Source organism: Yoonia maricola (genome assembly GCF_002797915.1).
GTDB lineage: Bacteria > Pseudomonadota > Alphaproteobacteria > Rhodobacterales > Rhodobacteraceae > Yoonia > Yoonia maricola.
Window position 1 is genome coordinate 166,927 of the sequence record NZ_PGTY01000001.1, and the last position, 26,329, is coordinate 193,255.

Annotated in this window: 22 protein-coding genes; 17 read left to right on the forward strand and 5 right to left on the reverse strand. The window is 57.0% G+C overall.

The features are described 5' to 3' along the window. Nucleotides 1-34 precede the first annotated feature (34 nt). From BC777_RS00900 to BC777_RS00915, 4 genes are all read left to right on the forward strand, one after another. Complete coding sequence (locus BC777_RS00900; protein ID WP_100366295.1) at nt 35-2,182, forward strand: malate synthase G; 2,148 nt, start codon at nt 35-37, stop codon at nt 2,180-2,182. Nucleotides 2,183-2,203: 21 nt separating this feature from the next. Next, complete coding sequence (locus BC777_RS00905; RefSeq protein ID WP_100366296.1) at nt 2,204-2,632, forward strand: GlcG/HbpS family heme-binding protein; 429 nt, start codon at nt 2,204-2,206, stop codon at nt 2,630-2,632. A 123-nt stretch (nt 2,633-2,755) separates the two neighbouring features. Then, a complete protein-coding gene (locus BC777_RS00910) occupies nt 2,756-3,523 on the forward strand; it encodes a gamma-glutamyl-gamma-aminobutyrate hydrolase family protein (protein WP_100366297.1) in 768 nt (255 codons plus the stop codon). 79 nt (nt 3,524-3,602) lie between these two features. Next, nucleotides 3,603-4,133, forward strand: a complete 531-nt coding sequence (locus BC777_RS00915) for a flavodoxin domain-containing protein (protein ID WP_100366298.1) — start codon at nt 3,603-3,605, stop codon at nt 4,131-4,133. Between the two features lie 18 nt (nt 4,134-4,151). On the opposite strand, the gene BC777_RS00920 is transcribed toward BC777_RS00915, so the two are convergent. Then, a complete protein-coding gene (locus BC777_RS00920) occupies nt 4,152-5,312 on the reverse strand; it encodes an FAD-binding domain-containing protein (RefSeq protein WP_100366299.1) in 1,161 nt (386 codons plus the stop codon). 36 nt (nt 5,313-5,348) lie between these two features. Continuing rightward, nucleotides 5,349-6,161 (reverse strand): alpha/beta hydrolase, encoded by an 813-nt coding sequence (locus tag BC777_RS00925; protein WP_100366300.1) that lies wholly within the window; start codon nt 6,159-6,161, stop codon nt 5,349-5,351. A 101-nt stretch (nt 6,162-6,262) separates the two neighbouring features. Here BC777_RS00925 and BC777_RS00930 point away from each other — a divergent pair, with 101 nt between their 5' ends. Together BC777_RS00930 and BC777_RS00935 are read left to right on the forward strand one after the other, a co-directional pair. Beyond that, nucleotides 6,263-7,711 (forward strand): TrkH family potassium uptake protein, encoded by a 1,449-nt coding sequence (locus tag BC777_RS00930; protein ID WP_100367940.1) that lies wholly within the window; start codon nt 6,263-6,265, stop codon nt 7,709-7,711. Nucleotides 7,712-7,713: 2 nt separating this feature from the next. Then, on the forward strand, nt 7,714-9,309 hold the full coding sequence (locus BC777_RS00935; protein ID WP_100366301.1) for a 5-guanidino-2-oxopentanoate decarboxylase: 1,596 nt from the start codon (nt 7,714-7,716) through the stop codon (nt 9,307-9,309). On the opposite strand, the gene BC777_RS00940 is transcribed toward BC777_RS00935, so the two are convergent. Further along, a complete protein-coding gene (locus BC777_RS00940) occupies nt 9,296-11,053 on the reverse strand; it encodes a serine protease (protein WP_245834097.1) in 1,758 nt (585 codons plus the stop codon). The genes BC777_RS00935 and BC777_RS00940 overlap by 14 nt on opposite strands. A gap of 151 nt (nt 11,054-11,204) precedes the next feature. Between BC777_RS00940 and BC777_RS00945 the strand changes: the two genes are divergently transcribed. From BC777_RS00945 to glmM, 8 genes are all read left to right on the forward strand, one after another. Continuing rightward, nucleotides 11,205-12,125 carry a glycine--tRNA ligase subunit alpha gene (locus BC777_RS00945; RefSeq protein WP_100367942.1) on the forward strand — a complete coding sequence of 307 codons (921 nt, stop codon included), beginning with the start codon at nt 11,205-11,207 and terminating at the stop codon, nt 12,123-12,125. Continuing rightward, entirely contained in the window at nt 12,125-12,646 is a 522-nt protein-coding gene (locus BC777_RS00950) for a DUF6446 family protein (RefSeq protein WP_100366302.1), read from the forward strand. The genes BC777_RS00945 and BC777_RS00950 overlap by 1 nt, the downstream gene beginning before the upstream one ends. Next, nucleotides 12,646-14,874 carry a glycine--tRNA ligase subunit beta gene (gene glyS, locus BC777_RS00955; protein ID WP_100366303.1) on the forward strand — a complete coding sequence of 743 codons (2,229 nt, stop codon included), beginning with the start codon at nt 12,646-12,648 and terminating at the stop codon, nt 14,872-14,874. Before BC777_RS00950 ends, glyS begins: the two co-directional genes overlap by 1 nt. Nucleotides 14,875-14,937: 63 nt before the next feature. After that, a complete protein-coding gene (locus tag BC777_RS00960; RefSeq protein ID WP_168769035.1) occupies nt 14,938-17,508 on the forward strand; it encodes a putative PEP-binding protein in 2,571 nt (856 codons plus the stop codon). Nucleotides 17,509-17,697: 189 nt separating this feature from the next. Beyond that, on the forward strand, nt 17,698-18,366 hold the full coding sequence (locus BC777_RS00965; protein ID WP_375342410.1) for a cell wall hydrolase: 669 nt from the start codon (nt 17,698-17,700) through the stop codon (nt 18,364-18,366). A gap of 96 nt (nt 18,367-18,462) precedes the next feature. After that, nucleotides 18,463-19,383 (forward strand): dihydroneopterin aldolase, encoded by a 921-nt coding sequence (locus tag BC777_RS00970; RefSeq protein WP_100366305.1) that lies wholly within the window; start codon nt 18,463-18,465, stop codon nt 19,381-19,383. Next, nucleotides 19,380-20,393, forward strand: coding sequence for a dihydropteroate synthase (folP, locus tag BC777_RS00975; RefSeq protein ID WP_100366306.1), 1,014 nt, complete (start codon nt 19,380-19,382; stop codon nt 20,391-20,393). Before BC777_RS00970 ends, folP begins: the two co-directional genes overlap by 4 nt. Further along, nucleotides 20,390-21,733, forward strand: a complete 1,344-nt coding sequence (gene glmM, locus BC777_RS00980; RefSeq protein WP_100366307.1) for a phosphoglucosamine mutase — start codon at nt 20,390-20,392, stop codon at nt 21,731-21,733. Before folP ends, glmM begins: the two co-directional genes overlap by 4 nt. Here glmM and BC777_RS00985 read toward each other — a convergent pair. Then, nucleotides 21,730-22,632, reverse strand: coding sequence for a DMT family transporter (locus tag BC777_RS00985; RefSeq protein ID WP_100366308.1), 903 nt, complete (start codon nt 22,630-22,632; stop codon nt 21,730-21,732). The two genes, glmM and BC777_RS00985, sit on opposite strands and share 4 nt — an antisense overlap. Before the next feature lie 115 nt (nt 22,633-22,747). On the opposite strand from BC777_RS00985, the gene BC777_RS00990 reads away from it, so the two are divergent. After that, nucleotides 22,748-24,157: an aldehyde dehydrogenase family protein gene (locus BC777_RS00990; RefSeq protein WP_100366309.1), complete on the forward strand. Its 1,410-nt coding sequence runs from the start codon at nt 22,748-22,750 to the stop codon at nt 24,155-24,157. Between the two features lie 54 nt (nt 24,158-24,211). On the opposite strand, the gene ilvC is transcribed toward BC777_RS00990, so the two are convergent. Next, complete coding sequence (ilvC, locus tag BC777_RS00995) at nt 24,212-25,234, reverse strand: ketol-acid reductoisomerase (protein ID WP_100366310.1); 1,023 nt, start codon at nt 25,232-25,234, stop codon at nt 24,212-24,214. A 131-nt stretch (nt 25,235-25,365) separates the two neighbouring features. Between ilvC and BC777_RS01000 the strand changes: the two genes are divergently transcribed. Beyond that, complete coding sequence (locus BC777_RS01000; protein WP_100366311.1) at nt 25,366-25,821, forward strand: Lrp/AsnC family transcriptional regulator; 456 nt, start codon at nt 25,366-25,368, stop codon at nt 25,819-25,821. Beyond that, nucleotides 25,818-26,270, forward strand: coding sequence for an Lrp/AsnC family transcriptional regulator (locus BC777_RS01005; RefSeq protein WP_100366312.1), 453 nt, complete (start codon nt 25,818-25,820; stop codon nt 26,268-26,270). The genes BC777_RS01000 and BC777_RS01005 overlap by 4 nt, the downstream gene beginning before the upstream one ends. The last annotated feature ends 59 nt before the right edge of the window (nt 26,271-26,329 follow it).

A 26,329-nucleotide genomic window follows, 5' to 3' on the forward strand; every position in this document is an offset into this window, starting at 1 on the left:
GCGGTATACTGACATTTGACGCAAAGGGCATATCATGACGGATCGCATCGAAAAGCAGGGTCTGAAGGTCGCCACGGAACTGGCAGAATTCATCGACAAGCAGGCGTTGGATGGCACCGGCATTGACAGCGACACATTTTGGGCGGGCTTTGCCGGGCTGGTCGCTGAAATGACACCGCGCAATCGCGCGGCCCTTGCCAAGCGGGAAGAGCTGCAAGCCCAGATTGACGCATGGCATGTCGAACGCCGCGGGCAAGGTCTGGATCGTACCGCCTATGAGGCGTTCTTGCGCGAGATTGGCTATCTGGTGCAAGAGGGCGATGACTTTGCCATCGATACAACCAATGTCGACCCCGAGATTGCAACGGTGCCCGGCCCGCAGCTAGTTGTGCCAATCACCAATGCGCGTTTCGCGTTGAACGCCGCCAACGCCCGTTGGGGCAGCCTGTATGATGCTTTCTATGGCACCGATGCGATGGGCGAGCTGCCGCCCAGGGGCGGGTATGACCGTGGCCACGGATCACGCGTTGTGGCCCGCGCACGCGTCTTTCTGGACGAGGCGTTCCCGATTGAAGGAACAAGCCATGCCGATGTGTCGCGCTATCATATCCATGATGGTGCTTTGTTGGTCGATGATAATCCTTTGCGCCAACCTGAAAAATTCGTGGGCTACCGTGGCAACCCTAAGGCACCTGATGCAGTTTTGCTGCGGAACAACGGGCTGCATGTGGAATTGGTCTTTGACCGCGCGCACCCCATCGGCAGCCGGGATCAGGCGTTGCTGGCCGATGTACGCCTTGAAAGTGCCGTTTCTGCGATCATGGATTGCGAGGACAGCGTCGCGTGCGTGGATGCCGAAGACAAAGTGGAAGCCTACCAAAACTGGCTGGGCCTGATGCAGGGTGATCTGACGTCAGAGTTCCAAAAGGGCGGTCAGACCATGACCCGCCGTTTGGCTGACGACATCACTTATACTGCTCCTGATGGGACAGATCTGACCCTAAAGGGCCGCGCGCTACTGTGGATCCGTAATGTCGGGCACTTGATGACGAACCCTGCGATCCTTGATGCCAATGGTGATGAGGTGTTCGAAGGGCTGATGGATGCGATGATCACAGTTCTTATCGCGATGCATGACCTAAAACGTGATGGCGGCAATTCGGCCCATGGTTCGGTCTATGTGGTCAAGCCCAAGATGCATGGACCCGATGAGGTCGCCTTGGCCAACGATATCTTTGGCATGGTCGAGGACGCGCTGGGCTTGCCCGAAAACACCGTCAAGATCGGCATCATGGATGAGGAACGTCGCACGACCGTAAACCTTAAGGAGTGTATCCGCGCCGCCAAGTCGCGGGTCGCGTTTATCAACACTGGTTTCCTTGATCGTACGGGCGATGAAATCCATACATCGATGGAGGCCGGGCCATTTAGCCGCAAGGACTTTATCAAGCGCAAGCAGTGGATTGGCGCTTATGAGGATCAAAACGTTGATATCGGGTTGGAGTGTGGTTTTTCCGGTAAAGCGCAGATTGGCAAAGGCATGTGGGCGATGCCGGATATGATGGCAGCAATGCTGGAACAAAAGATCGGCCACCCGCAATCGGGGGCCAACTGTGCTTGGGTCCCAAGCCCCACGGCGGCAACGCTGCATGCATTGCATTACCACAAGGTGGATGTGATGGCCGTGCAGGCCAAGCTGTTGAAAGGCGGGCGGCGGGCCTATGTGTCCTCTATTCTCGATATCCCGCTGGCGCAGTATCAGCGCTGGACGGACGCGCAGAAGATCAAAGAGGTTGAGAATAACGCCCAAGGTATCCTTGGCTATGTGGTCCGTTGGATCGACCAAGGTGTTGGCTGCTCCAAAGTGCCTGACATCAATGATGTCGGCCTGATGGAAGACCGCGCGACCTGCCGGATTTCCAGCCAAGCACTGGCCAATTGGCTGCACCATGAGGTCGTCAGTGAGGAGCAGGTGATGGAAGCGATGCGTAAGATGGCCGCTGTTGTAGATGGTCAAAACGCTGGAGATCCGGCCTATCGCCCGATGGCGCCGGAGTTCACCGGGATCGCCTTTCAGGCCGCCTGCGATCTGGTATTCAAAGGCCGCATCCAGCCGTCTGGTTATACCGAACCCGTCCTGCATCAGCGCCGTCTTGAATTAAAAGCGCAGCGTAACCATTGAATTTCAGAGGGAGAAACAAAGATGGCTGAAATTTCAGCGAACAAGGCCCGTGCCATTATCCGCAAAGCCCTGGCCAAGGGTGATGAGATGGGGTTCAAGCCGCTCTCGGTCGTGATCCTTGACGCAGGCGGGCACGTCAAAGCGTTTGAGCGGTCCGATGGGGCCGCGCCAGGGCGGTTTGGCATTGCGCATGGCAAGGCCTATGGATCGATCATGCTGGGCATGGCAGGCACCGCACAGATGGCGCGCGCCGAACAGCAGGCTTACTTCATGGCAGCGGTCAATGGTGTCTATGGTGGGCAGGTTGTGCCTGTGCCGGGTGGTGTGCTTGTCCGTGACAAGCGGGGCAATGTCATCGGTGCTATCGGTGTGACGGGTGACACTTCGGACAACGATGTGGTTGCTGCCATGGCGGGGATCGAAGCCGCCGGTTTTGCAGGCGAAGCGTAAAAGCCGCGCACATGCTGCCCAAGAAAGCAGCATGTGCGCATTTGTGGGCAGCGTTGTGCGCCCGCCGATCTTTTCATGTCGCTGAATGGACGCTAGATAAGGTGGAATCTGAAAGGACCACCCATGTCGCGGCCTGTTGTTGGCATCATTTCAAACTCGCATCTGATCAACGAAGAATACCTTGTGCAAGGCGCAGGGGCGATGAATGTCAGCGCTTTGTCGAAAGTGTCTGGCGTCTTACCGATAATCATTCCCGCAGAGCCGGACTTGATGACGGTGGCCGAACTGATGACAACCTGCGATGGGTTTTTCTTTCCCGGCGGGCGCCCGAACGTGCACCCAGAAGAATACGGCGAAGAAGAAACCCCCGCACATGGGACGTTTGAACGCAAGCGCGACCGTATTACGTTGCCCTTGATCCGGGCATGTGTGGCGGCGGGCCAGCCTGTGATGGGTGTCTGCCTTGGCTTTCAGGAAATGAATGTTGCGATGGGTGGCTCACTCTTCCCTGAAATCCGTGACCTGCCGGGGCGTGATAATCACCGCATGCCCCCCGATGGGACGTTGGAAGAGAAGTTTGAATTGCGCCACGAAGTGACTTTGACCGAAGGTGGACCATTCCACCGCGTTTTCGGCAGCCACAAGGTGATGACCAACACGCTGCACGGGCAGGGGATCAAAGAACCGGGGCCGCGTATCGTGATCGACGGACACGCACCAGATGGGACGCCAGAGGCGATATATGTCGCCGATGCCCCCGGTTTTACGATGGCGGTGCAGTGGCACCCAGAGTGGAACGCCGCCGATGATCCGGTGTCGCGCCCGCTTTTCGAAGCCTTTGGAGAGGCCTGCCGCAGTTGGGCGGCAGGCGGTCTGCGCAAGGCGGGCTAAGACCGGTGTCAACTGATTTGCATCAATTCTGAGGTCCATCCTTATTGCTATGCTCTGTTCAGCAATAAGGAGTATCACGATGAATATCCTGATCGCCTATACCTCCACCGAAGGGCAGACGCGCAAGATTGCCCGCTACGCTGCCGACTATCTGAACGGGCAGGGGCACTCGGTAGAGTTGGTGGGGGCAAAAGATGCCCACGACGCCGAACTTGCACGCTTTGATGCGGTTTTGCTGGCCGGGTCTGTGCACGGTGGCAAATATCAAAAACCACTGATCGCCCTTGCTAAAAGCAAGGCTGCCGCGCTTGCGCAAGTCAGGTCCGCCTTTCTGTCTGTGTCTTTGACCGCTGCGGGGACGGATGCGGACGAATGGGCCGGGCTGACCGCATGCGTAGACCGCTTTGCTAAAAAGACCGGCTGGACGCCACCAACGGTGATGCATGTGGCCGGCGCGTTCCGGTTCTCGGAGTATGATTTTTTCAAGTCATGGGCGATGCGCTGGATCGCATCGCAAAAGAATGAACAGGTCGATCCTCATGAAGATAAGGAATTCACAGACTGGGCTACACTGAAGAAAACGCTGGATACCTGGCTCTTAGGCGCTTGAGTGCAGCCATGGCGCGGTTCAAGCCGCTTTATTCTGCATCTTGCCTAAAAGGCCGGGAATCTTCTCTTTGAACCGAAAGAACCCATGGGTCGCATGCGGCCAGGCGGCGGCATCATAAGGACGGATGACCTCGACAAGCTTGACGTTTTTGAGCGCATCGCGTGTTGGGCCTATCGGCAAGTATGACGTAACGATCTGATCAAGATCATGCGTTTTGGCCCATGCATCAAGTGTTTCCGGGGTGACATCAGTCACCGTTCCAAGCTGCTCGGCGTAACGGTTGACACAGTCTGTCAACGCACCATGAGTAAACTTATTCACCTTGTCATTCATAGCGAGCGGGCTGCGGTGCGGTGTCGCCAGCAAGGTTGCAGTTGCCCTAGATCGAAACTGCTGTAACAGCCAGCCCGGCGATAAGTCTTCTTCCGTGATCAACAAGCCTGTACGCACATTTGAATCAATTTCACCCGAGACTGGCAATGGCCCGCGATCCGGGTGCGGTGTGCCTTCCAAAGCGGCTGCAAATGTTGCCAGTCCTTTCGGCCGAAACCGCCCTTCGGTATATTTTATGATGTTGTCGGGCCGTGCCAGGTAGGTCTTGCCAATCGTCTGCAATCCACCGACCCAGCGCCAAGACAGCGTGTTCGACGCCGGATCGCCATCGAGCAGATGCCGCATAAAGAAATCAGCGCCCAGCGTCCAAGGCAGCCGCAGTGTAAAAATCCAGATCGAGGCAAACCACATCCGCGCATGATTGTGCAGATAGCCTGTCTCGGTCAGTTGCTTGGCCCAATGATCGAAGCAATCAATGCCCGTCTCACCTTTACAGGCGGCTTCCCATTCGTGCCGCAACCCGCTTTCGGTTTGCACCCGGTTCAGTGCCGCTTGAAGATCGGCGCGATACATGGCCCAAACGCCGGGCCGCATTTCCAGCCAGCCTTTCCAATATGTCCGCCAATAGACTTCCTGTATAAATTTTTCGGCCGCCTGCGGGCTATGACGGGCAAGTGTGGCTTGCAGCACGTCTTTCTCGGTGATGATCCGATGACGGATATAGGGTGACAGAGCCGATACATGCGCCACATCATCATAATTGCGCTTGTTGGCGTAGTCGCGTCCAGCCTGCGGCGTGAAGGTGTTCAGGCGTGATAATGCAGCGGTATAAGTTGGTTCAAACATAGCGGGCGAACTAGACCGGAGCCTGCTTGTTTCAAGTCAGTCAAGCACCGTGTTCATCCATCCGCTGACCGCTTGCGTATAGGCACTTGGCTGCCCCAACTGCGCATTAACCTGCCCGTGCGACAGGTTTTGCGGCAACACCACCACCGCCACGGCGTCTTGTCTTGCGTCACGCTGGAATGTTTGGGCTGCCGCGCAAGGTGTGTACCGTTGGGAGGAGCAGACAATCAAGAATGGCCCGTCACCCCGATCAAGATGTGCCGCAGGGGATGCCGTGCGCCAGAAGGCGTCATCAGATCCAAAAGCGCGGCGGTAAAGGGGGGCCGGTTCGTCTTGCATCATATCGGCGACGTCAAGTGCTGCGGTATCGAGCAACACCGTGCCGCGCCAAGGTGCCAGACCAGCAGCCGCTTTGATATCATCACGCGTGGCCAGAAGTGCTGCAACATGCGCACCTGCGGAATGCCCCATTAAAACAATACGATCCGCGTCAGCATTGATGCGGTCCGCGTTCTGTTGGATGAAACCAAGGGCCATCGCCAGATCCTGGGCCTGCATGACAGGGTCGGCGTCAGGTAACAGGCGCGTGTTGACAGAAATGAAAACATAACCCTGCGGCAGCCAATGCGTGACTTTTGATTGCCAGACGTCGCGATTGCGTTTGTCACCGATGCGCCAAGCCCCACCATGCAGCATCACAAGGATTGGCGCGGCTTCCGGATTAGGTGGCAAATAAACATCCAGGTTTTGCATTGGATCAGGGCCATAGCTGATCTCTTGCCGCGATTGGGCATGTGCGGCACTGCAAATTGCAAGCAGCAGGGTAAGGGCGGTGACAAGGGGTTTCACAGTATTATCCGTTCGATCAGCCGTTACCCTTATACGGCACGCCCATGCTTTTCCGCCGCCTGTTCTTGACACTGGCGAGCGTGCAGGACAACGCTGCCTGCATGATAGATTTACGCCCAGTGGGATATGTGATCGGTCTGCTTGTGGCGTCGCTTGGGTTCACCATGCTCGGCCCGTTGGCGGCTGATGTGCTTGCGGGCAATGGACATTGGTTTGTTTTCTTTGAAAGCGCGGTTATCACGGTGGTGACCGGTGGGCTGATCGCGTTGGCCTGCGCCAATGGTGTCACCCAAGGGCTGTCGCTGCGCCAGACCTTTCTTTTGACCTCATTGGTTTGGCTCACGCTTCCTGTTTTTGGTGCCATTCCCTTCGTCTTGGGGGCGACAGAGGCGGGGTTCACCGATGCCTTCTTTGAGGCGATGTCGGGGCTGACAACCACAGGCGCCACAGCCTTTGGCAACCTCGAAGCCTTGCCTGATGGGCTCAAGCTGTGGCGCGGGATGCTGCAATGGTTGGGTGGCGTTGGCATCATCGTTGTAGCGATGGTTTTTTTGCCGGAACTGCGGGTCGGTGGCATGCAGATATTCCGGTCGGAAGGGTTTGATACAATTGGGAAAATTCTGCCGCGTGCGGGTGAGATCGCAACCAGTATTTCTTTCATCTACGTCGGTCTGACGATAGCCTGTATCGTGGGCTACTCAGCCACGGGGATGGCAGGATTTGACGCGATCGTGCACGCCATGACGACGGTATCAACAGGGGGCATGGCCAACTATGACGCCTCTTTTGCGACATGGGGGGCGGGGGTGCATTACGTCGCTGTCGTCTTTATGATCCTTGCCGCCCTGCCTTTCGTGCGCTTTGTCCAGCTGATGGCGGGAACCGCGCAACCGCTGTTCAAAGACCGCCAGGTCCAGGTGTTCCTGATGATCGTCGTCTTCTGCGTCTTATTGATGACATCCTGGCTTTGGGGGCGTGGTGGTGTCATGACCGAGGACGGGTTTCGCGATGCGTTGTTCAATGTGACCTCAATCATGACGGGCACAGGCTATGCCAGTGCCGATTACATGGCATGGGGGACCTTCCCGGTTGTGATGTTCTTTCTGATCGGTCTGATTGGTGGCTGTGCGGGATCGACATCCTGTTCTATCAAGGTGTTCCGCTATCAGTTGGTTTTTGCCGCGATCAAAAGCCAGATCAGGCAGATTCATTCGCCGCACGGGGTCTTCACGCCCCGCTATGATGGGCGACCTATCAGCGACGACGTATTGAACTCCGTCATTGCATTTCTTGTGGCGTTTATTCTGTCGCTTGGTGGCACGGCCGTGTTGCTTGGCCTCACTGGCCTTGATTTCATCACCTCCGTGTCCGGAGCCGCGGCGGCTATCGCGAATATTGGCCCTGGTCTCGGCCTCGAAATTGGGCCGGCGGGCAACTACGCCAACATCAACGATACCGCGAAATGGATTCTTGCTATTGCGATGTTTGTCGGACGCCTTGAAGTTATGGTGGTCCTGACCATCCTATCCCTCAAATTCTGGAGAAACTGACGATGACGACCCGCCCGCTTGGTGCACAAATCTCGCATATGCTCAAAGATCGCGGGGTGGACGTTATTTTTGGCATTCCAGGCGTGCATAATCAGGAAATGTACCGCGGGATCGAAGAGGCCGGGATCACCCATGTGCTGGCCCGCCACGAACAAGGGGCAGGGTTCATGGCGGATGGCTATGCCCGCGCGACGGGGAAGCCGGGGGTCGCCTATGTGATTTCAGGGCCGGGGCTCTGCAACATCATGACACCGATGGCGCAGGCCTATTCAGATAGCGTGCCGATGTTGGTGATATCATCTGTGCTGGATGAGACCGAAGCGAAACGCGGGCAGTTGCACCAGATGAAAGATCAGGAAGGGGCAGCGGCCACGGTTTGTGATTGGTCTGTGACGGCGCGGACGGCAGAGGCGGCTTATCAGTTGATTGACCGGGCCTTAATGCAAATGCAGACCGGTGTGCCATCACCCAAACACATTCAAGTGCCCATCGCAGGTCTGGAGGGGCGGGCACAAGCGGCTCCTGCGCGTCCGGCGGATTGGCCGATGTGCCCAGAACCCGTCCCGCTGCAATGTGCGACACTGACAGAACAGCTAAAGGGGGCAAAACGTCCTTTGTTCATTTTTGGTGGCGGTGCTGCACGCGGTGTCGCGCATTGGTTGCCGCATTTCCAACGGTTGAATGCAGCCTCATTCACAACCTACGCTGGACGTGGTGTTGTTCCTGATGACAGCCCATTGTACTTTGGTGCAACACTGGCGCGACCGGGCAGTGTGGAGGTGATTGCATCCGCCGATCTTGTGGTTGCTGTTGGCACAAGACTAAGTGAGGTAGATTTATGGCGAGACCACCTTGGCCATAAGGCCCCAATGGTTCGCGTTGATCTGGATCATGAAGTCCTGACCGACAGACATCGCGCTGAAACGCGAATCTTGGCAGATGCTTCGGCGCATTTGACTGAAAGTTTTGCGCAGATCACCGGTGAGAAGCAAACAACCTGGAAAGCGACGGAAGTGGCCAAACAACGCGCAAGCTGGCGTGCCGAAATTGACGCCGAGCGCCCCGGTATCTTGCCCGTCGCCGACGCCCTCAAAGCCGCCGTGCCCGCAAATACCATGTTCTACTCTGACATGACCCAATTCGCCTATGCCGCCAAAGAGGTCTACCCGATGGACCGCCCCGGCCATTGGCACCACCCTTACGGCTTCGGCACCCTTGGCTATGCGCTGCCCGCCGCGATTGGGGGCAAGATTGGCGTGGGTGATCAGCCAGTGATCGCGATACTTGGTGACTACGGCTTTCAATACACCGTGCAGGAACTGGCCGTGGCTGTTGAGTTGGAACTCACACTTCCCATCATCATCTGGGACAATGGTAAGCTGGGTGAGATTGAGGACAGTATGGTGCGTGCCCAGATCGCGCCCAATGCCGTTGTTCAGCGCAACCCTGATTTTCTAAAGCTGGCCGAGGCTTATGGGGCTGCGGCGGCAGAACCTAATGATCTGGCCGAGTTCAAATCCACCATACAGACGGCCCTTAAGGCCAAGGGCCCCACGGTTATCCGCGTCAAATCAGATATCGCGCTTACCAGCAGCTGACCAAAACAGCGACATCCGCCGCTTTGCGTGACAAGGCGACCGATGAAATTGCAGGTGCGGCGGCTGTTTGTGTGGGGGTGATCCCAAGTTCTTGCAGCAGGTTCGCGATCAGTGGCGCATCAAGCGAGAATTGCACGTCGCCCGGCAGGGTTTGCGCTGCCGCCTTTTTCGGCAGCAACATGCCCAGAACCGCCCCGCTGTTATCCAGAACCGGCCCACCTGCGTTGCTGTCCTGTGTCGGGACTGACAGCCGTTTGCGGCGATTGTCGCCTTGGAGATCGCGGATATCCTCAAGCGTACCGAAGGTCAGGGTCGGTGCCGTAAGCACACCGTTGAACGGATAACCTGCAACCGCCACCTGATCTTGCAGGCGCGGGATATCTGATTGAAACGTGGCCACGCCCAGTGGGGAAAGCGGCGATAGGGGGCGCAAGATGGCGACGCCCAGATCAAGGTCGGTGCCAATCACTTCGGCATCTGTCTGGCGGTCCAATGTAATCCGGCTACACCCGGCAATCGCCTCTGGCGTGGTCACCACAACACCATCATCGCTGACATAAAACCCAGAGCGCGACAGCTTTGGCTGCCGTACCGCAAGGCCAGAGACCATATCGATCGCCTGATCTTCGCTGGGCGGGACAAGATTGGGATCAAGGATACCGTCAATCGGTTCAAAGCTTGATTGCATCACATCCAGAATACGGGCGCGGCGGCGGTTGTCTTCTGCGGGCCAGACCAGAACGAATCCTTTGATTTCACCATCCTGCAGGCTTGCCGTTGCAAAAGAATGACGTTCATTATCAATGCCTTCAATGAAAAAACTGTCGCCGCGTAATTGACGTGGGCCCTCTGTCGGCATCAGATCAAGGACCTGCAAGACTTCGAAAAGCCCTGACAGCCGCCCTGCGTCACCGGGTTGAGAGATAAAAAGAACCTGTGCTGTGGGCAGCGAGCTTTGCCCGTCAAACCGGGCAAATGGTGGCTGGTATCCCGAAAAAGCGACCACAGCGGTGGGCACCTGCATTTGCACGCCGGCCTCGGTGTCGCGCACCAGCTGCATATCAACATCCGTGAGCACGGCATTATACTGCAACAGCAACTGTTCGCGTTGCCGCGCCGTTAAAACGCCGGTCGGCTCTTGCGCATAGGCCAGTTGCCACGCCTCCATCGCGCGCCGTGTGCCGCGCCCGAAAGCGCCGTCAATCGCTGCGTCATAAAACCCTGCCCATTGCAGTGCCTTTTGTAGCTCTTCGCGCTCGGTCCGTAACAATGCAGCCTCGGATGCGCGGGCTTCGCGTAGTGTCTCGGGCGGGGCGGTCAAAGGGACTTGCGGCAAGGCGCTCAGCTCTAGCGCGGGTGCGTCGTCCGCTGCTGATCCGTCACGCAGCCCCGGCGCGCTACCGCCGATGGGCCAAAACTGCTGCTCAAATCGGCGGCCATTCTGTAGGTAACTGTCGGATGGGATCTGCCTGTCACGCAAAAGGCGGGCCAATTCCTGACGCGCAAGGTTTTCACTGTAAGGCCCCAGCACGATACCATAAAATCCGCGACCCAGATAATACCCTTCAACATCGTCAAACCGCCGGGCATAGACTTGCGCGCGCTCTGTCGCCTCATTCAGCGTTGGATGCGCTTCGATCTGGACCCAGAAACGATCTTGGGCGTGGGCCTGCACGGCGGACAGATAAAGAAAAAGAGTGGCAGCAAAAGCCCTGAACATCGTAAACCTCGGAAAAATGATCATGCGTTCGGCTTGTGTTGGCGGCCTCTGCCGCGCGGCGCAAGTCAAACTCTGGTTAAACTTGTGGGTAAATGCGAAAAAATCTGCACCCGTTGCCCAATTGACCCTGTCCGCCCGGCACCCTATTGCAGGGGCAAACAGTCGAGGGTCCACAATGGCAGATAAACCACGCAGTTTTCAGGAGATCATCCTGCGGCTTCAGACCTACTGGGCTGCCAAAGGCTGTGCGATCCTGCAACCTTATGACATGGAAGTCGGGGCGGGCACGTTTCACCCGGCCACAACATTACGCGCGCTGGGCAGCAAGCCTTGGGCTGCGGCCTATGTACAGCCGTCGCGCCGCCCCACGGACGGGCGTTACGGTGAGAACCCGAACCGTTTGCAGCACTACTATCAGTATCAGGTGCTGATCAAACCATCGCCGCCTGATTTGCAGGACCTTTATCTTGGGTCGCTGGACGCAATTGGTATCGACGCGTCGATGCATGACATCCGCTTTGTCGAGGACGACTGGGAAAGCCCGACACTTGGTGCTTGGGGGCTGGGCTGGGAGGTCTGGTGCGACGGTATGGAAGTCAGCCAATTCACCTATTTCCAGCAAGTCGGTGGGCATGATTGCAAGCCGGTTTCGGGCGAACTGACCTACGGGTTGGAGCGTCTGGCGATGTATGTTTTGGGTGTCGATCATGTGATGGAGATGCCGTTCAACGACCCGCAAACGCCGATCCCACTGACCTACGGCGACATCTTTAAACAGACCGAGCAAGAATACTCGCGCTGGAACTTCGATGTGGCCGATACGGAGGTGCTGCTCCAGCACTTTGTGGACGCCGAGGCTGAATGCCAACGGATACTGGATGCGCCCGCAGAGGACCCCAAAACGGGGAGCAAGATCATCATGGCACACCCGGCTTATGACCAATGCATCAAAGCATCTCATGTCTTTAACCTGCTTGACGCGCGCGGCGTAATCTCGGTCACCGAACGGCAGGCTTATATCGGACGGGTACGTGCACTGGCCAAGGCCTGCGCTGATGCGTTTGTGCAGACCGAGGCAGGCGGGGCAGCGGCCTGATGGCACGGGTGATTATTGTGGCGATGCTTCTTTCAGCGGCGGTTCTTGGCGGTGTGCTCTACTACCAACAGGTCTATGCCTACTACGATGAAGTGCAGGCGAACGCGGATGCGGTGATGCTGACCTCTGTCAGCACGGGTGAGGCAGAACCAATTGTCGTGCAAAGCTTTGAAGGGATCGACGCGATCAGCAGCCCTTTGCGTTATCGCGCCTGCTTTGAAAGTACCCTCAGCCTCGCGACGCTGACCGAAACCTTTGTGATCGTCGACAATGCCGAACCGCGTGTCGCCCCCGGTTGGTTTGATTGCTTTGACGCGGTGCAGATTGGCGCTGATCTGCGTACTGACGCCATCGCCTTTATGGGGATCGAGAACGTGCAATACGGCATCGACCGGATCGTCGCTGTCTATCCCGATGGGCGCGGCTACGCATGGCACCAGATCAATGAATGCGGCGAGGTCGTCTTTGACGGCAATCCGGTCCCCGAAGACTGCCCACCCCTTCCTGAAAGCACCGAGTAATGCCTGACCTTCTGATTGAACTTTTTTCCGAGGAAATCCCCGCTCGTATGCAGGCCCGCGCGGCCGATGACCTGCGCAAGCTGGTGACTGATGGTCTGGTCGAGGCGGGTTTGACCTATGCGGGGGCGGCTGCGTTTTCCACGCCGCGTCGCCTAACATTGTCAATTGATGGGCTGACGGCAGAAAGCCAAGCGGTGCGCGAAGAGCGTAAGGGACCGAAGGTTGGCGCGCCCGACAAGGCGATTGAAGGGTTCTTGCGTGGTGCTGGTGTGGCGCGCGAGGATCTTGAGGTGCGCGATGACAAGAAGGGGCAGGTTTATTTCGCGATCATCGAAAAGCCGGGGCGTATGGCGGCGGATATCATCGCCGAAGTTCTGGAAAAAGTGATCCGAAACTTCCCGTGGCCAAAGTCGATGCGCTGGGGTGATGGCCCATTGAAATGGGTGCGCCCATTGCATTCCATCCTGTGCATTCTGAGTGATGAGGCGGGGACTGAGGTTGTGCCGCTGGACGTTGATGGGATTGTATCGGGGAATACAACGCAAGGACATCGGTTCCTTGCGCCGGATACGTTTACTGTTGTGAATTTCGATGATTACGAGGCAAAGCTCAAGCGTGCTAATGTCGTACTGCGCGCTGATGAACGGGCCGAGGCGATCTGGCATGATGCCACGCATCAGGCCTTTGCAATGGGACTGGAAGTCGTCGAAGATCGTGGGTTGCTGACCGAGGTTGCAGGGCTGGTCGAATGGCCTGTCGTCCTGTTGGGCCAGATTGATGACGCGTTCCTTGGGTTGCCGCCCGAGGTGCTGCAAACCTCGATGAAAGAGCATCAGAAATTCTTTTCCGTACGCAATAACGTGACGGGCCGGATTGAACGCTTCGTGACCGTCGCCAATATGGAAACCGCCGACACTGGCGCGACCATTCTGGCAGGCAACCAGAAGGTGCTGTCAGCACGCTTGGCCGATGCGAAATTCTTTTGGGAAAATGATCTGCGCGTCGCGAAAGCGGGCATGCAGCCTTGGTTGGACAGCCTTGCCAATGTGACCTTCCACAACAAACTGGGCAGCCAGAAAGAGCGTATTGAACGTATCGCGGCATTGGCGCGCGAGATTGCGCCAAGCGTCGGCGCTGATCCTGATCTGGCAGAGCAGGCGGCGCGCATAGCCAAGGCCGATCTGTCGTCAGAAATGGTCTATGAATTCCCTGAATTGCAGGGGTTGATGGGGCGGTATTATGCGGCTGAGGCCGGCTTGGACGCACAGATCGCTGCGGTCTGCGAAGAACACTATTCCCCGCTGGGCCCATCGGATGATGTGCCGACTGCGCCGGTATCCGTGGCCGTAGCACTGGCCGACAAGATCGACACGCTGACCGGGTTCTGGGCGATTGATGAGAAACCAACCGGAAGCAAAGACCCGTTTGCGCTGCGCAGAGCGGCGCTGGGGGTTATTCGGTTGGTTTTGGAGAATGACTTCAGGCTTGAGCTAACGGGCAACCTGATCAAGCAGATTACAATCATTGAATTGTCCGAAACTGTCGGCCGTCTTCAGTTAACTGCGAAAGAACTTCGTGATGCCTTGCAAACAGCGGACGTAGGGCTTGATCCCGATAAGGTTGTCAAAGACTTCATTTTGCGACGACTGGGTAAAGAGCGTGACGCAATCGACGTCAATTCCCTGACGACTGGAGCTAAATCGGTCAACCTCCTCTCCTTCTTCCACGACCGCCTCAAGGTCTTCCTCCGCGACAAGGGCATTCGTCACGACATCATCGACGCCTGCATCGCCATGCCTGGCAATGACGACCTGACGCTGCTGGTCAAACGGGCCGAGGCTTTGGCTGCAACCCTTGCCACCGATGACGGCGAAAACCTTATCCAAGGGTTCAAACGCGCCAACAATATCCTGACCCAAGCCGAGGAGAAGGACGGGGTGGAATACTCTTATGGTGCTGACATCAAATTCGCCGAAGACGCCGCCGAAAAGGCACTTTTTGCGGCCCTTGATGCTGCGAATGCAAAGATCACACCGGCGATGGAAGCACAAGATTTCAGCACTGCGATGCACGCTATGGCGGCACTTCGCGCACCGATTGATGCATTTTTTACCGATGTGCAGGTAAACGCCGATAGCGCACTCTTGCGCAGGAATCGCCTTAACCTATTGTCACGTATTAGAAATATATGTCTGAGTGTTGCTGACCTGACGAAAATCGACGGCTGAGCCGAAAAACTGTAAACTTCGGTATACAGAAGGCCTTTTCCTCCTTTATGCTGCACCTGAACAATGATCGGTGCCGCAGTGCAGCAACAGACGACATATGGACCTTTGACGCTGATTACGCCCACCGCCGCCATGAAGGCTTCGGTGCACGGTGGGCGTGCGAAGTGCCTGCAACGCCTGATCCGTCTGGATATGCCGGTGCCTGTCACGGTTGCCTTGTCATTCGATGCGGTTCATGAAGCGGCCTTGGGCAATTTGCCTGACATGGCTGCCCTTTTGGCACCCTTTGGCGATGCGCCGCTGTTATCCGTGCGCCCATCCAGTCAGGACCCTGATTGGGGTGGGCCGGGTGCGATTTTGAATGTCGGTATGAACGACGCCCGATTGGCGACATTGACGCAGCGCATAGGTGCGGCAGCGGCAACAAAGCTTTATCTGCAGTTTGTCCAATCCTATGCCATCCATGTGGCGCGTCTTGATCCTGATGAATTCTACCTGCCTGACGTGGCCAATGCCGACAGCCTGCGGACGATGCTGGACACGTTCGAGCTTGAAACGGATGAGCCATTTCCGCAGGATCCAGCGGTGCAACTGGCCGAAGTCCTGCGCTCTATGGCGCGCGCTTGGGATGGCACCACCGCGCGGTTGCTGCGGCAAGCCAAGGGTGCGCCCGCAAATGCGGGTCTGGGCCTTGTGGTGCAGGCAATGGCTTTGGGCACAGGGCAAGGCGAATGTGGTCAGGGGGTCATGCAATTTGTCGATATGACGACCGGCCAGCCAAAAATCGTGGGCCGCTATCTGAGCTGCAGCAAGGGGCAGGGCAAAGATGTGGGGCCCGATACAGAAGGCGCGATGTATCTGACACGCGATCCGCGTGGTCCCGCGCTGGAAGATATATGTCCCGATCAATATGCGCAGCTGGTGTCGTACGGTGACATATGCCGCCGCCGTTTGCGCGAAGAAATGGAAGTGAAATTCACGCTTCAGGATGGCATGGTGCAGATTTTGGACGCCGTGCGCGTGCAGCGCACGTCGCGCGCCTCTGTCAAGATTGCCGTGGCCTTGGCCGAGGATAAGATCATTCCGCGCGAAGAGGCCGTGATGCGCGTCAAACCCTCTGCCTTGTCAGAGCTATTGCACCGGCAAATTGATCCCACTGCAGCACGCGATATGATCGTAGGGGGTATTGCAGCCAGCCCCGGTGCGGCCGCTGGCCGGATCGTCCTGACTGCCCATGAAGCACAGGCGAGTGCCGCGCGCGGTGAGCCTTGTGTTCTGGTCCGCCGCGAAACAACGCCAGAGGATATTCGCGGCATGCACGCTGCCAGTGCCGTTTTGACGATGCGCGGTGGCGTCACCAGCCATGCCGCTGTAATTGGCCGTGGCATTGGTTTGCCTTGCGTCGTGGGTGCCTCTGATCTGTCGATTGATCGCAAGAATGGGGTGATCATCGCCCCCGATGGCCGCATATTCAAAGCAGGTGATGTAATTACCGTTGATGGGAGCACCGGGCAGGTTCTGGTGGGCGAACCGCCCATGCTTGAAGCCGCCCTTGATGGCGCGTTTCAGACCTTGCTGGAATGGGCTGATGATTTCCGCGACATCGGCGTGCGCGCGAATGCCGATACGCCTGCTGATGCCCAAACCGCGCGGAACTTTGCCGCCGAAGGGATTGGCCTGTGCCGGACCGAGCACATGTTCTTTGATGGTGACCGTCTGGGTGTGATGCGGCAGATGATTTTTGCCGAAGAAAGCGATGATCGCCGGGCTGTTCTTGATCGCCTCCTGCCGATGCAGCGCGCCGATTTTCAGGCCTTGTTCGAGATTATGGCGGGCAAGACCGTTTGCGTACGTCTGTTTGACCCGCCGCTGCATGAATTCCTGCCTTCTGACAAAGCAGGCATGCGTGATCTGGCCGAGCAAGTGGCTTTGCCACTGCCCGATGTCATGGAACGCGTTGATGCTATGGCGGAATATAACCCGATGCTTGGGATGCGCGGCGTACGGCTTGGGATCGCGATCCCAGAGATCTATGATATGCAAGCCCGCGCGATCTTTGAGGCGATGGTCGCTGTCCGTGACAAAGGCATCACGATTAATGTCGAGATCATGATCCCGCTGGTCAGCGCGATGCGCGAGGTCGAATTGCAAAAGACCCGGATTGGTGGCGTTGCGAATGCCGTGCGGGCCAAAAGTAAGACGGCTTTTGAATACCACCTTGGTGTCATGGTTGAAACACCACGCGCGGCCCTGCGCGCGCAGGATATTGCCGAGCACGCCGCGTTTTTGTCCTTTGGCACAAATGACCTGACCCAGATGACCTATGGGTTGTCGCGCGATGATGCAGGGCGGTTCATGTCATCTTACGTCCAGCAAGGCGTATATGCCGAAGACCCATTTCATACCCTTGATCTTGAAGGTGTAGGCGAGCTGATCTCATTGGGTGCAGAGCGCGGACGTATGGGCCGCAAGGACGTTGTTTTGTCCCTTTGCGGGGAACATGGTGGTGATCGGTCTGCTATCGCATTTTGTCGTGCCCAGCAGTTCGATTACATCTCTTGCTCTCCTTTCCGTGTGCCTGTTGCGCGACTCACCGCAGCGCAGCTTGCTTTGGCGGATCGGGTGTCATCGTAGTGTGACACCCGCTGTCGTGGCATTTTTGTCGCGAAAATCCGTCTTTCGGGAAATAGTCATGGTGTCAAATCAACCGATGTTGCCTCTTTAGGAACAGTCCTGCGCAAGGACTAGACCTTTACGCCGCTTTCCCTTAAGGACAGCCGCGCTAGCGCGGAGCAACCCCGCGTCGTTTCCTGGGTGGGAAAAATGACTGTTATGAAGGCGATTTACGCCGCACTTTCTGCGGCCACCATTTGTGTTGTGTCAAGCTCTGCTACAGCTGACGAACTATTGGCAAGCCGGTTGGGTGCGATATTAGGACAAGAGCGTGAAGCTTTGTCCGTGGTCCCAGACAGCCGCATGAATACTTTGACAAGCCTGCCGCCAGTGCAGGATCGCGATATCGTTGCCCGCAGCGGTATTGTTTATGATCGTGATTTCCTGGCAGCACAGCCAGCCGCTGACGGTGGCGCCAACTGGCAGTGCTTGTCCGAGGCTCTGTATTTTGAGGCGCGCGGTGAAACCGTGCGGGGCATGTTTGCTGTTGGCGAAGTGATCCTGAACCGGGTCGATAGCAACGCCTACCCTGACACGCTTTGCGCTGTTATCAACCAAGGGACCGGGCGTCGTTATGCCTGCCAATTCACGTACACGTGTGATGGGAAGCCTGAAACTATTGGTGAGCCCCGTTCTTGGGAGCGTGTTGGCAAAGTTGCCCGTATTCTGATTGATGGCGCACCCCGTGTGCTGACTGGCGGTGCAACGCATTATCACACCAAGTCTGTGAACCCGTCTTGGGCGCAGCGTTATCCGCGCACAGCCGAGATTGGGTATCACTATTTTTATCGTCAGCCGGTGCGCACCGCGTCAAACTAAAGTCGCATGAATGCGGGCAGGCGTCGTACCGACGCTTGCCGCTTTGTCGTACCCCTTGTATCTCACCACGGGTATTCTCATGCGATGGACGCGCCCATGACCGATGACATTCGCCTTGCCTTTGCCCACCCCAGTGAGCGGGCCGAGGCCAGCAGCCAAACCCCCTGCGACCGCATTTCCCTGCGCGATTATATCGTGGAGGTCGAGATCGGGGCCTTCCAACAAGAGCGTGGCACTTTGCAACGTGTCCGTTTCAATGTCGTGGTTGAGGTCTTGCCGCTGACCGGCCCAATTGACGACGACGTCGACCGCATCTTGTCCTATGACAAAGTGACCGAAGCGATCAGCATTGAGCTGGAGGCCGAGCGGATCAACCTGCTTGAAACCCTTGCCGCTCGCGTGGCCGAGCGGATCTTGCTAGAGCCGCAGGCAGAGCGCGTTTTTGTCCGTATCGAAAAGCTGGATCGTGGCCCGTTTTCACTCGGGGTTGAGATTGTGCGGTCACGCGACGGTGTCGATCTGGCAGGGCAAGAACATATCGAGGCACCGCATCCGCGCATGGTGTATTTGTCCAATGATGCGATTGGCTCTGCGCATTTGACCGGTTGGATTGATCAACTGGCCGCAATGGAAGCGCCCTTGATCATTTGTGTTGGCCCGTCTGATATCGTCGCACCGCAAGCGGCCAACGCCATGGCACAACGGCGCATTGACTTGCTGGCGATCGAACAAAATGCGTGGACCTTGGCTGCGCGTGATCGGCGCTGCATGGTTGTTGGGACGCGCACGGAATTGGATTGGGCGATGAAGAATGGCCAGATTTGTATTTGGGCGCCTTCCAAAATTGTCTTAGACGCGGTGGATGGCCCATCCGCTAGCCCGCGCGATGCAGTGGCTTTGGTCGCCTGGTTTGCAGGTGATATGTCGGCAAAGGAACTGCTGGTGATCGGCGCTGGCACACCTCAAGCAGCTGTGCCCGTACGCGCAATCTCGTCTGACGTCACAGATTTGACATGACCCGATACTATCGCCCCATCGTCCGTTTTGGCGATGTGCCTACGTCGCATGCTCTTTCGCTGGCCGGGGGTGCGTGCTGGTTTGACACTGTCGCGGTGCACGAACGGGGTTGCGAGGTGCAGACTGTTCCTGCCGGTGACATAACCGCTGATATCCAAGACACATTGACCCGCCCCCGCGCATCAATTGCGGGTATGACAATGAGCGGGCCGCGCATAATGGGCATATTGAATGTCACACCCGATAGTTTTTCGGATGGCGGTCAGTTCAATGCGCCGGACCGTGCACTTGCCCATGCACAAGCCATGCAAACCGCTGGTGCTGACATCATTGATGTGGGCGGTGAAAGTACGCGTCCGGGTGCCAAGCAAGTGGAGATTGCAGAGGAAATCGAGAGGACGGTTCCAGTGATCAAAGCGATCCGCGCCCATAGTGACGTGCCTATCTCGATTGATACGCGCAAATCACAGGTTGGGGCCGCGGCACTAGACGCAGGTGCGACGCTGGTGAATGATGTGGCTGCGTTCACCTTTGATCCGGAACTGGCCAAGGTTGCTGCCAAGGTCGGCGCGCCCGTCTGTGTGATGCATGCGCAGGGCGCGCCCGAGACGATGCAGGATGATCCCTGCTATGATGATGTTCTGCTAGATGTTTACGATTTCCTGAGTGAGCGGATTGAAGCCGCGGTTGCAGCTGGCATCCCCCGTGAGCAGATCGTCGTTGATCCCGGTATCGGTTTTGGCAAAACGCTCGCACACAATCTGACCCTTCTGCGCGGGATCGCTATTTTTCATGCACTTGGCTGTCCTATTCTTCTCGGTGCATCGCGCAAACGCTTTATCGGCACGATTGGCGGTGGGGCCGCAGCCAGCGACCGGGTAAGCGGTTCTGTGGCGGTTGCACTCAACGCTGCACGGCAGGGCGTGCAAATCCTGCGCGTTCACGATATATTAGCTACGAAACAAGCATTAGACTTGGAATGGGCAATCGGCGGGGCAGAAACACTATGACACGCAAATTCTTTGGTACTGACGGTGTGCGCGGCAAAGCGAACACCTATCCGATGACGGCTGACATGGCGCTCAAGATCGGGGCGGCGGCGGGGCGGTACTTTCGCAACGATGGGTCCAATGTGCACCGCGTCGTGATTGGCAAGGATACGCGGCTATCCGGCTATATGTTTGAAAGCGCGTTAACGGCGGGGCTCACAAGCACGGGGATGAATGTCCTTTTGCTGGGGCCGGTGCCTACGCCCGCAGTTGGGTTGTTGACCACTTCGATGCGGGCCGATGTCGGGATCATGATCTCGGCCAGTCACAACCCGCACTATGATAATGGGATCAAATTCTTTGGACCCGATGGTTTTAAACTGTCAGATGATGCCGAGGCCGAGATTGAAGCTTTGATTGCCAGTGATCTCGAACCCGCTCAGTCGCAGAACATTGGCCGTGCCAAGCGGATTGATGACGGTCGGTTCCGTTATGCCGAACGGGTGAAATCAACCTTTCCGGCCGGGATGCGCCTTGATGGGCTGAAAGTCGTGATCGATTGCGCCAATGGGGCTGCGCACCGTGTTGCCCCCGAAGTGCTATGGGAATTGGGCGCAACCGTGATCCCCGTTGGTGTCAGCCCCGATGGCTTCAATATCAATGATGGCTGCGGATCGACCGATACATCAGCGGCGTCCAAGGCCATTATCGCCGAGGGTGCGCATATCGGCATTTGTCTGGACGGCGATGCGGACCGCGTGATGATACTTGATGAAAACGGACAGGTTGCTGATGGCGATCAACTCATGGCCTTGATGGCCGGGCGGTGGGCAGATCAGGACCGTCTGCAAGGCGGCACGTTGGTCGCGACGGTCATGTCAAACCTTGGGTTGGAGCGATATATGGACGGGCGCGGTTTGCGTCTTGAGCGGACAGCCGTGGGCGACCGCTATGTGGTCGAGGCGATGCGGGCGAATGGTTGGAACCTTGGGGGTGAGCAGTCTGGCCATATTGTGATGACAGATTTTGCGACGACGGGTGATGGGCTATTGGCGGGGCTGCAATTTCTGGCCGCGATGATCGAAACCGGGCAACCTGCCAGCGCCTTGACCAAAAGCTTTGAGACCGTGCCGCAGATGCTCAAGAACGTGCGCTATGCGGCTGGACAGGACCCGTTGGGTGCTGAGCCCGTCAAGAAATCCATCGCAGATGCTGAGACAAAGCTGGTCGGCAAAGGGCGTCTTCTGATCCGCAAATCAGGCACAGAGCCGCTGATCCGTGTAATGGCGGAATGCGAGGATGACGCGCTGTTGAGCCAGGTTGTGGATGGGATCGTGGCCGAGGTTGAGGCGGCCGTTTAGCGCAGCAATAGCCGTTTGAGATTACCCCATTGGCTGAAAGCCAATCCAGATAGGATTAGCGCGATTGCAATGAAAAAGCGCAGCGGTAGCACTTCACTCAGGATCCACGCGCCAAAGATCATTGACCAAAGCGGCACTTGGTAATTGACCAATGTCATAAATATCGCGCCTGCTGACCGTATGGTTGCCACCCGGATAAGCGCGGCGAGCGCTGTTGGGATGACGCCCAAGACAATAATTGCGATTGTGGGGCGGGCAGCGCCCATGCTTGGGATGCCTTCGAAAATCAGCATTGCCGGGATCAATGCGGCGGTGCCGATGGCCAACAGCAACGCTGCCATCGTGATGGGGTCAATTGGCGGACAGCGCCGGGTCATAATGCTGGAGACGGCATAGGATATGGACGCACCGATACAGGCAAGCTGGCCCAATGGCTCCCAACCTGTGCCAAGGCGCAAGACACCAGGGCCGATCAGGACGGCGGCACCAATGAACCCCATGATGACGCCCAAGGTGTTGCGCGTATTCATCTTTTCATCGGTGAAAATATGCGCGAGTGGGAGAACAAACAGCGGCAGTGCCGCCATCGAAATCCCCGCAAAGGCTGACGGCACATATTGCTGGCCCCAGCTGAGCAAGGCAAAGGGTAGGGCGGTGTTCAGCAAGCCGATTGCAATCAGATAGCGCGACATTGTCGGGGTGAAGGCAGGCAACGGGCGCTTGAGCGCGATCATCAATGTCAGAAGGGCTATAGCCCCCAGCGTCGTGCGTGCGCAGGCGACCGTCAGCGGGCCATACCCCTCCAACGCGATTGCCACGACCATAAAGGTCGCCCCCCAGATCACCCCGAGGGCGGCAATGGATAGCCAGTTCCAGATTGTGGGGGACTGCACGCTCATGTCAGGTCTCTCATCGTCTCAGCCTATGCTGTCTGATCGCTTTGGCAGACCACGGCAAGCGTTTTGACGTAAAGTTAATATTGCATCTTGTATCAGCCGCGCCGGATAAGATGACATGACCCATTCGCAACCCTCCATCGCACAGGTTTTCGCCGCACAGCATGATACTGTGGCGGCAAGGCGGACGACCTTCGACTATACCGCGCGCCGGGCCGCACTCGATCAGCTGCGCACCATGGTGCTGGCCCATGAGCAGGCGGTGTGTGAAGCGATTGGTGCTGATTTCGGCAAACACCCTGATGAGGTGCGGCTGACCGAAATCTTGCCGCTCTTGTTGGAAATCGGGCACACACGGCGGCATTTGCGCAAATGGATGCGCCCCAGCCGCGCGCCATCGGGGTTAGTGTTTTTGGGAACAACCACACAGGTCCATCTCACGCCCAAGGGCACCGCATTGGTCATTGCGCCATGGAATTTCCCATTTTTTCTGGCCTTGGGCCCTGCGGTGTCTGCTTTGGCGGCAGGGTGTTCGGTGATCCTGAAGCCCTCAGAGCTGACACCCGCGACCAGTGCTTTGCTGAAAAGGATCGTGTCAGAAACCTTCGCACCAGAGCTTTTTACCGTTGTTGAGGGCGGGGTTGATGCGGCGACGGAACTTTTGACCCTGCCTTTTGGTCATATCTTTTTCACCGGCAGTCCAGAGGTTGGGCAAATCGTTATGACGGCGGCGGCCAAAACCTTTGCCTCTGTCACGCTGGAACTGGGGGGCAAATCGCCTGTCATCGTGGGACCGGATGCAGATATCGCAAACGCGGCCCGCTGGATTGCTTGGGGGCGCTGTATAAATGGCGGGCAGACCTGTGTGGCGCCGGACCATGTTTATGTGCATGAAAGTGTGAAGGCCGCGTTTGCCGATGCGCTGAGCGCGCAGATCACCAAGATGTATGGCGCGGACCCGATGCAGTCACCCGATCTGGCCCAGATGGCCTATCCGCGACAATGGGCGCGGGTGGCCGGGTTGATCGATGATTCAAAGGCGAAAGGGGCGACGGTTCTGACGGGCGGCGATATGGATCAGGCTGCGCGCAAGATCGCCCCCACTATTTTGCTGGATGTCCATGATGATATGGGCGTGCAGCAGGAAGAAATTTTTGGCCCGGTCCTTCCGGTTATGACCTATCGTGACCTTGATCAGGTGATCGACAAGATTAATGATGGGTCACATCCGCTTGCACTTTATGTTTTTGAAAGCAATGCCTTCGCGGATGAAGTTATTATAAAAACAACCTCTGGTACCGTTGGTGTGAACATGAGCGTGATGGGTGCGTCGCATCCGACCGCGCCCTTTGGTGGTGTTGGCCGTTCGGGAAATGGTGGTGCGCATGGTTATGCCGGATTTGCCGCCTTCAGCCATATGCGTCAGGTGCTGCGGGCAAGGTTCTTTCCGTTCCACATCGTCTTTCCGCCCTACACCGGATTGACCCGCCGCTTGATTGCTGTCTTTCACTGGTACGTCCGGCGTTAAACGTAAGAAGGCCGCGCAATGCTGCGCGGCCTTCTTACGTCTTTTTTAGCACATTTAGTTCTTGGCTTTATCAACCATTTTGCCAGCAGAAATCCACGGCATCATGGCGCGCAGTTTTTCACCGACTTGCTCGATCTCGTGTTCGTCGTTGATGCGGCGTGTGGCCTTGAAGTAAGGCTGGCCAACAGCGTTTTCCTGCATGAAGTCACGCACAAACTTACCGGTTTGGATGTCGGTCAGTACGTCCTTCATCCGCTTCTTGGTCTCATCATATGGCAGGATACGCGGGCCGGACACATACTCACCATACTCCGCTGTGTTTGAGATAGAGTAGTTCATGTTCGCGATGCCGCCTTCATAGATCAGGTCGACGATCAACTTGGTTTCGTGCAGGCATTCGAAGTACGCCATTTCAGGCTCGTAGCCCGCCTCAACCAGTGTTTCAAAGCCCATGCGGATCAGCTCAACGATCCCACCGCAGAGAACCGCTTGCTCACCAAAGAGGTCGGTTTCGCATTCCTGACGGAAGTTTGTCTCGATGATGCCGGAACGCCCGCCACCGATGGCAGAACAATAGGACAGGCCGATTTCCATCGCCTTGCCGCTTGCGTCACGGTCCACAGCCACCAGGCACGGCACGCCGCCGCCTTTGGTGTATTCGCCGCGCACGGTGTGGCCGGGACCCTTTGGCGCCATCATGATGACGTCGACACCGGGCTTGGGTTCGATCAGGCCAAAGTGCACGTTCAACCCGTGGGCGAAGGCAATCGCGGAACCCTCTTTGATGTTGTCATGGACATATTTCTTATATGTCTCGGCCTGCAATTCATCGGGCATGGTGAACATGATCACATCGCACCAAGCAGCCGCTTCGGCGATACCCATCACCTTTAGGCCTTCGCCTTCCGCTTTGGCGGCAGAAGGGGAGCCTTCACGCAGCGCCACAACAAGGTTTTTCGCACCGCTGTCGCGCAGGTTCAGCGCGTGGGCGTGGCCTTGAGAGCCGTAGCCCAAGATGGCGACTTTTTTATCTTTGATCAGGTTCACATCGCAATCGCGATCGTAATAAACGCGCATGTTGGCATTCCTTTAGTTGGTTTCTGATCTGCGTTATAGCGACGTCTGATCCAAATGTGCGGTTTGTAATATGAGTTTTTTTACCAAGATGAAGGTTGTTATGCGTATTGTTGTACTATAGCAGTATTTTTATGCTTGATGACATTGATCGCCGGATTTTGCGCCTGCTACAGGCTGACCCTGCACGGGGTGTGCCTGATGTGGCGGGTGCCATGGGGCTGACTGTTGCAAAGGTGACGCGCCGGTTGGATCGGCTTCGCGAGGATCGGATCGTACAGGGCAGTCATGTGATCATCGATTGGGCGGCTCTGGGCTATGCTGTGTCGGTAAGTCTGCGGATTACCTTGGATAAGACCGTATCGCGCGCCTTTGATGATTTTCTTGCGGCGGCGCGTCAGGTGCCTGAGGTGATCGAAATCCAGACGTTTCTGGGCCGGGTGGATGTGCGCCTGTCGCTGATCGCAAAGGACTTGGCCGATTATCAGGGCATATACCGTGAACAGGTGCTGACCTTGCCGCATATCGCCGATATCGAGGCGTTGATGACAATTGCGACAGTGAAATCCGATGAAAACCTGCCGCTATGACACTGGATGACCTAGATTATGCAATCTTGCGCGCCCTTTCAGCAAATGCGGATCAATCGACAACGCAGTTGGCCCGGAAGCTGGATCTGAGCCAACCTGCCACATGGCGCCGGATCAAGCGATTACAGGATGCAGGTGTGATCGCAGGCCGCCGTTTGGTGTTGGATGCTGAAAAGCTGGGGTACGGTGTGACTGTGTTTCTGGGGGTCAAGCTGGCCACCAAGGGCCGCGTCAGCCTTGAGGATTTTGAGCGTGCGATTGGCGCGATCCCCGAGGTGCAGACGGTCGATCATGTGCTTGGGCTTTACGATTACCGGCTAAGGGTCGTGGCCCGTGATCTTGCAGATTTCGAACGTGTCTTGCGTCGCCGTATCATGACGATGCCGGGGGTCGGTGATGTTGAAGCAAATGTTCTTTTGTCAGAAGAGCGCAGGCCGGGTCCATTATAAAGAACACGGTGTTAGCTATCGGAAATATTGCACCTCAGATCACCGGCGAAGTGGGCATT

Coding starts and splice junctions, on each gene's coding strand:
- BC777_RS00985 (WP_100366308.1), bottom strand. CDS start 22,632: ATGAGCGTGCAGTCCCCCACAATCTGGAACTGGCTATCCATTGCCGCC.
- BC777_RS00935 (WP_100366301.1), top strand. CDS start 7,714: ATGACGACCCGCCCGCTTGGTGCACAAATCTCGCATATGCTCAAAGAT.
- BC777_RS00945 (WP_100367942.1), top strand. CDS start 11,205: ATGGCAGATAAACCACGCAGTTTTCAGGAGATCATCCTGCGGCTTCAG.
- BC777_RS00930 (WP_100367940.1), top strand. CDS start 6,263: ATGATAGATTTACGCCCAGTGGGATATGTGATCGGTCTGCTTGTGGCG.
- BC777_RS01000 (WP_100366311.1), top strand. CDS start 25,366: ATGCTTGATGACATTGATCGCCGGATTTTGCGCCTGCTACAGGCTGAC.
- BC777_RS00900 (WP_100366295.1), top strand. CDS start 35: ATGACGGATCGCATCGAAAAGCAGGGTCTGAAGGTCGCCACGGAACTG.
- BC777_RS00905 (WP_100366296.1), top strand. CDS start 2,204: ATGGCTGAAATTTCAGCGAACAAGGCCCGTGCCATTATCCGCAAAGCC.
- BC777_RS00970 (WP_100366305.1), top strand. CDS start 18,463: ATGACCGATGACATTCGCCTTGCCTTTGCCCACCCCAGTGAGCGGGCC.
- ilvC (WP_100366310.1), bottom strand. CDS start 25,234: ATGCGCGTTTATTACGATCGCGATTGCGATGTGAACCTGATCAAAGAT.
- BC777_RS00960 (WP_168769035.1), top strand. CDS start 14,938: ATGATCGGTGCCGCAGTGCAGCAACAGACGACATATGGACCTTTGACG.
- BC777_RS00950 (WP_100366302.1), top strand. CDS start 12,125: ATGGCACGGGTGATTATTGTGGCGATGCTTCTTTCAGCGGCGGTTCTT.
- BC777_RS00965 (WP_375342410.1), top strand. CDS start 17,698: ATGACTGTTATGAAGGCGATTTACGCCGCACTTTCTGCGGCCACCATT.
- BC777_RS00910 (WP_100366297.1), top strand. CDS start 2,756: ATGTCGCGGCCTGTTGTTGGCATCATTTCAAACTCGCATCTGATCAAC.
- glyS (WP_100366303.1), top strand. CDS start 12,646: ATGCCTGACCTTCTGATTGAACTTTTTTCCGAGGAAATCCCCGCTCGT.
- BC777_RS01005 (WP_100366312.1), top strand. CDS start 25,818: ATGACACTGGATGACCTAGATTATGCAATCTTGCGCGCCCTTTCAGCA.
- BC777_RS00915 (WP_100366298.1), top strand. CDS start 3,603: ATGAATATCCTGATCGCCTATACCTCCACCGAAGGGCAGACGCGCAAG.
- BC777_RS00920 (WP_100366299.1), bottom strand. CDS start 5,312: ATGTTTGAACCAACTTATACCGCTGCATTATCACGCCTGAACACCTTC.
- folP (WP_100366306.1), top strand. CDS start 19,380: ATGACCCGATACTATCGCCCCATCGTCCGTTTTGGCGATGTGCCTACG.
- BC777_RS00940 (WP_245834097.1), bottom strand. CDS start 11,053: ATGATCATTTTTCCGAGGTTTACGATGTTCAGGGCTTTTGCTGCCACT.
- BC777_RS00990 (WP_100366309.1), top strand. CDS start 22,748: ATGACCCATTCGCAACCCTCCATCGCACAGGTTTTCGCCGCACAGCAT.
- glmM (WP_100366307.1), top strand. CDS start 20,390: ATGACACGCAAATTCTTTGGTACTGACGGTGTGCGCGGCAAAGCGAAC.